This window comes from Acinetobacter sp. TY2, from assembly GCF_046269225.1.
Taxonomy (GTDB): domain Bacteria; phylum Pseudomonadota; class Gammaproteobacteria; order Pseudomonadales; family Moraxellaceae; genus Acinetobacter.
On sequence record NZ_JBJZOR010000049.1, the window covers coordinates 1 to 5,735 of the forward strand.

At 35.7% G+C, this 5,735-nt stretch carries 3 protein-coding genes; 1 reads left to right on the forward strand and 2 read right to left on the reverse strand.

Annotation, left to right across the window (positions count from 1 at the left end):
• The coding region (locus ACK1JC_RS16700; RefSeq protein WP_409512939.1) for a BapA/Bap/LapF family large adhesin at positions 1–2,612 on the forward strand (2,612 nt) is incomplete at its 5' end.
• Positions 2,613–2,678: 66 nt separating this feature from the next.
• Here the strand turns inward: ACK1JC_RS16700 and ACK1JC_RS16705 are convergent.
• The gene (locus tag ACK1JC_RS16705; protein ID WP_409512940.1) at positions 2,679–4,136 is read right to left on the reverse strand and encodes a coniferyl aldehyde dehydrogenase; all 1,458 of its coding nucleotides are present in this window, start codon (positions 4,134–4,136) and stop codon (positions 2,679–2,681) included.
• A 610-nt stretch (positions 4,137–4,746) separates the two neighbouring features.
• The gene (locus ACK1JC_RS16710) at positions 4,747–5,247 is read right to left on the reverse strand and encodes a Dps family protein (RefSeq protein ID WP_409512941.1); all 501 of its coding nucleotides are present in this window, start codon (positions 5,245–5,247) and stop codon (positions 4,747–4,749) included.
• Between the last annotated feature and the right edge of the window lie 488 nt (positions 5,248–5,735).

Genomic DNA, 5,735 nt, shown 5'->3' on the forward strand with positions numbered 1-5,735 from the left:
TTGGTACGGGCAAAACGGATTCAAATGGTGATTATTCTGTGAAACTAGATGTGCCACAGAAAGATGGTGAAACGGTTACCGTTACAGCATCAGATGCAGGTGGTAAATCACCTGCGACAAATGCACAAGCACCAGACTTAACACCACCGAATGCACCAACAGCAACTGTAGATCAAACGACAGGTGAAGTTGTCACAGGTAAAGCACAGCCGAATAGCGACATCGAAGTAAAAGATGCGACTGGTAAAGTAATTGGCACGGACAAAACAGATGCAAATGGTGATTATTCTGTAAAACTAGATGTGCCACAGAAAGATGGTGAAACGGTTACCGTTACAGCATCAGATGCGGGTGGTAAATCACCTGCGACAAATGCACAAGCACCAGATTTAACACCGCCTCAAATTAATACGCTAGAGTTTAGTGCTAAAGGTGATGTGCTTTCAGGTACAACTGAAGGCTATGCTAAAGTTGAAATTAAAGATGCTGCTGGTAAAGTTATTGCAAATACAACAGCTGATGTAAATGGTAGTTTCAGTGTAACTTTTTCTAAACCATTTGGCTCAGGTGAAGGGTTTAGTGCAAAAGCAACAGATGCACATGGTAATACTGGTGATGCTAAATTTGTTCAAGCTCCAACACTTTTGATGGCAAATTCAGATGTGGTACATGCTGATGTAGATTTGGGTTACGTGTCTACGACAACAAGCAAAACAACATCTGTTGGATTTGGCTCTTTAGGAACATTCTTGGGTATTCCTATTTGCGGTACAAAATCTGCTGAAGTTAATTTCTCAGTTAATCCAAATCAAACATCAACTGTAAATATCAAGGCATATAATACATCTCTTGCTTCATTCCTTGATGGCATTAAAGTGACACTATATAAGCAAAGTGCTACAGGTGTATGGCAAAAAGTTGCTGATTCTAAGGATAAAGGATTATTTAATAAGTTCTTCTTGTTTTCAGAATCAACAGGTCTACAGGTTAAATCACTAGACGCGGGTAATTATAAAGTTGTTGCTGAAGATACGACACTATTTGGTATTTTATCTGGCAATAAATTATCAGTGACTCAAAATACGACAACGACTTCAAGTGATTTGGAAGCAATCAAAGCGAATCCAGTTTCTGGTAATTTAATGGTTGACGATGTTGTACCAACAGGCACAACGTTGACTAAATTGGTTTCAGATACGGGTGCTTCGGTTAATGTTCCAACGGCAGGTAAAGCAACACTTGTTGGTAAATATGGGACGATGCTGATCAATGCTGATGGTTCATATACATACACACCAAATAAAGATGTAAAAGTTGTAGGGCAGGTTGATACCTTCACTTATACAATTACAGATAAAAATGGTAATGCATCTACAGCAAAAGTTTATGTACAAATTGGTGCAGATGAAGTGAACCTGAAATGGGATCCAACGAATCCATCTAAACCAGCGACGATGTTGCAATTAAATGATGATACTGATTTTGTTATTGGTACCGTGAAACAAAGTACAGCTGTAACAAGTACAAATGTTGATTCGGGATTGTTATCGGCTCAATCATGCAAAATTGCAAGTATCAATTCAAATACATTCACTGTTGGTAATACTGGTGAAACGAGTATTAAAGTTGATTTTAAATCAGCAACAGGATGCTATACCGATCCATCTAAGACTACATTCAATTGGCAGTTGCAGAAATACAATGCACAAACTGGTCAATGGGTGAATGTATCTGGTGCGAGTGGTTCAAAATCTTATGGTTTTGTTGGTTCGGTTTCGTCAAGTACAACAGTATTTGAACAAACAGTGAAAGTAACAGATGCTGGTCAATATCGTGTGAACTTCCAAACGAATGGCGGTCTGTATTCATCTAGCTTCCTTGCACAGAAATTTGATACAAATGTAACAGTTCAAACGACCTCACCAGATAAATGGACGATTGATAGCTTTGGTACTGCAACAGGTAATATCTTCACGGGTGAAGGTGTTGATACGATTGGTAAGGATTCACTTGGTTTCGGGAAAAAATTATCAGTTTCAACAGATGGTGGTCTTACATTTAAGGATGTATCAGCAACGGGTCTTACAGTGAGTGGTAAGTTTGGTTCATTACTCATGAAAGCTGATGGTTCATATACATATACACAAAATAAAGGAACTGCGGGTTCTGATGATTTTGTATATAAAGTTGTTGCGGGCAATGGTGAGACTCAGACAGCTCATCTAGAAGTGAATGCTCAATTCAATGTGAAAGGTTCTGCTGCAAGTGATGTATTTAGTGCTGATCAAATCATGCATGTGCTTGAAATGGGCGCGGGTGCTGATACTGTTAAATTTACGTCATTAAATACTGTGGATCAGGGTGATTATTGGACTGACTTCTCGAAAGTACAAGGTGACAAAATTGATGTATCTACATTGTTGAGCAACAAAAATGTTACATCAGCAAACATTAGTGAATATCTAACAGTTGAACAGAAAGGTACAAATACTGTGATCAAAATTGATCTTGATGCCAAAGGCACTCAGTATGAAGCAAAAGAATTGGTTGTTCTTCAAAATACCAATACTTCCCTTGATGAGTTGTTGAAAGGCAATCATTTAGTATTCTAAGTGTTTGATCTAAATTAAATTAAAAAGAGCGCTTAGGCTCTCTTTTTAATTGTTTGATTTTAATTTTTAGATATTTGGATCACCTTTTTTAAGGAAGAAACGTAAAATCATTTTCTGAATAAATGTACCATAGGGTGGGTAAAACAAGTGGGTTGGAAAGAAACGATGGCGATGTAAAACTGTTTTTGCATGTGAAAGCTCACGAAAGCCTTCTATGCCATGATATGTCCCCATGCCTGAATTTCCAATGCCACCAAAAGGTGCATCATGGTTAACAACATGCCAGCCCCAATCATTTACAGTCACACCACCTGAATGTGTATTTTTTAGAATATGATCACGTTCATTTGTATTTAAAGTAAAACAGTAAAGTGCCAAAGGTCTTTCATGCTTTTGGATATATTGTATAGCTTGTTCTAAAGTGTCATAAGCAATAATAGGTAAAATAGGACCGAATAGTTCTTCTTGCATAATACGCATGTCAGGTGTGCAATTAATGACGAGTTGTACAGGCATACGGCGTGATGCATGCTCAGCATTATAGTCAGCACAGGAAATGATTTGTGCTCCTTTATCTTGAGCATCTTGGAGAATGGCTTGAATACGCTTTAAATGTCGTTCATTGATAATAGATGTATAATGGGGGCTTTCATCAATATTTTGCCCAAACATATGTGTAAATTGATTTTTACAGGCAGAAATAAACGAATCAATGTTTTCTTTAGGAATGAGCGCATAATCTGGTGAAACACAAATTTGTCCACTATTTGTTGCTTTGCCATGCAAAATTCGTTTGGCTGCATCTGTAATGTCATAATTGCGGGTCACAAGTGCAGGGGATTTACCGCCAAGTTCGAGTGTGACTGGGGTTAAATTTTCAGCTGCAGTACGCATTACGATATGACCGACTGCTGGAGAGCCAGTAAAGACAATGTGATTAAAGGCGAGGGATGTAAATTTTGAAGGATCTTGAATTTCTTCACCAAAAACGGCTACTTCATCTTCACTGAATATTTCAGAGAGCATCTGCTTAACCTTAGCATTGGTGGTAGGCGTAAACTCTGAGAGTTTAATCATTACTCTATTACCTGCAGCGATTGCAGCTACAAGGGGTCCTAATGCGAGATAAACTGGAAAATTCCATGGAACAATAATGCCAATAACACCTTTGGGTTGATATTGCACTTCTAGTCGATTTGAGAGAAAAAGTAATTCTGTGTGACGTTTACTTGGTTTCATCCAACGGCGTAGATGGCGAATAGCATGTTGTGTTTCTAAAACGGAGCCAAGAATATCGAGTAATTTTGATTCATGAAATGAGCGTGAATCAAAATCTGTATTAATTGCTGTTGCAATGGCATCTTGATAACGAATAATTTGTTTTTTTAATTCGATTAATTTATGACGTCTATTGGTGTAGTCAGGATAAGGTTGAGCATTAAAAGCTATACGTTGTTTTTCGAAAATGAGTTGCATCTCATCTGTCGCGGTATGCCTATTTTCTACTGTTGATGAAAGTTCCATTTTTCTTCCTTGAATTTAAAATGATAGGTTTTATGCTTATTTTGTTATATCAGTATGTATTGATAAAAATGGAGGACTTAACTTGGTAAACAAAACATACTCATCAGGAGTTTAGCATGAGCAAAAACAAAAGTTTTATATAGCAGATTTAAGGCTAAAATAATAAAAGTTATAGCTAAATATTTTCTTTATTTAAATAATTTTTCAAAATATAAAAATGTAGACTTAGTTCACGATTCAAACTTGTTCTAATGACTAAGAATAAGTATGTAGATAACGTTTATATTGTTGTGTACACCTAGGCGCACAATCATTTAGGGAATTTACCAATATACGGATCCAATCAAATTTTATATTATGAATCTATAGAGAGTAGGATGCTCCAAAGAATAAAAATAAGATCAAGAACAAGGAAATTTAAAGTTACGACAGGGGTTGTACCTAAAGCATTAAATATGTAAAAAAGCCCAACAGGATGTTGGGCTTTTTTATTACTATCTCTTAAATAGATTTGTTGTGATGAATGACCTGAGCAGTAAGTTAAATCAGTTTATTAGATAAGCTTAGCTGCTTTGGTTGTTCTGAAAATCTCTTTACAATTCTATATTTATTAATACTCTAGAGTACTTCTTAACATCCAAGCAGTCTTTTCATGTATTTCAAGTCTTTGTGTGATTAGGTCTGCTGTTGGTTGATCGTTTACTTCATCGACAATTGGAAAAATTGCTCTGGCTGTTTTTGCAACAGTTTCATGTGCATTCACCAATAAGCTAACCATCTCCTCTGCTTTAGGGACACCCTCGACTTCCTTAATCGCAGTCAATTTAACAAACTGTTTGTATGTTCCAGGGGCAGGGAATCCCAATGCTCTAATACGTTCAGCTATTGTATCTAAAGCAGTCCATTGTTCAGTATATTGATCCATAAACATATTATGTAAACTGTTAAACTGAGGTCCTGTCACATTCCAATGAAAATTATGTGTCATTAAGTACAAAGTATAGCTATCAGCAAGTAATTTAGATAATCCCGCGACAATTTTTTCTCGATCATTGTGCGAAATACCAATATCAATTTTTATTGCTTTTGCTTCTTTTTTAGGGTTAGCCATTATTGATATCCTTTGGTTAAGTTTATGATATTAAAATATTATTTAAAATATCTTAATAGGAACTTATGGAAATAAAAACTTCATTTATAAGAATATAATTCAACCAAAAATAAAAGCAATAGTAATTAAATAGCAACTATGTTACTTGAAAAATAATGGGGGGAAGCTAAAGCACATATTACTAAGTACATTCAGTTATTTGATTATCATGGTGAAATTCAAAAAGGCTTAGATTATAAGAGACTAAATTAAATGGAAGAGGACTTTTATAAGTTGATCACTTGGAATCATCTAGGTGAAAGTCTCTTATTAATTCAGCACACATCAATTTATGTTTAATTCATTTATAATTTTAAAATACGTTATAAAACAATTTAAAAAAATAAAAAAACCCCAATTTTTCAATTGGGGTTTTTGAATTTGGAGCGGGAAAAGAGACTCGAACTCTCGACCCCAACCTTGGCAAGGTTATGCTCTACCAACTGAGC

Coding starts and splice junctions, on each gene's coding strand:
- ACK1JC_RS16705 (WP_409512940.1), bottom strand. CDS start 4,136: ATGGAACTTTCATCAACAGTAGAAAATAGGCATACCGCGACAGATGAG.
- ACK1JC_RS16710 (WP_409512941.1), bottom strand. CDS start 5,247: ATGGCTAACCCTAAAAAAGAAGCAAAAGCAATAAAAATTGATATTGGT.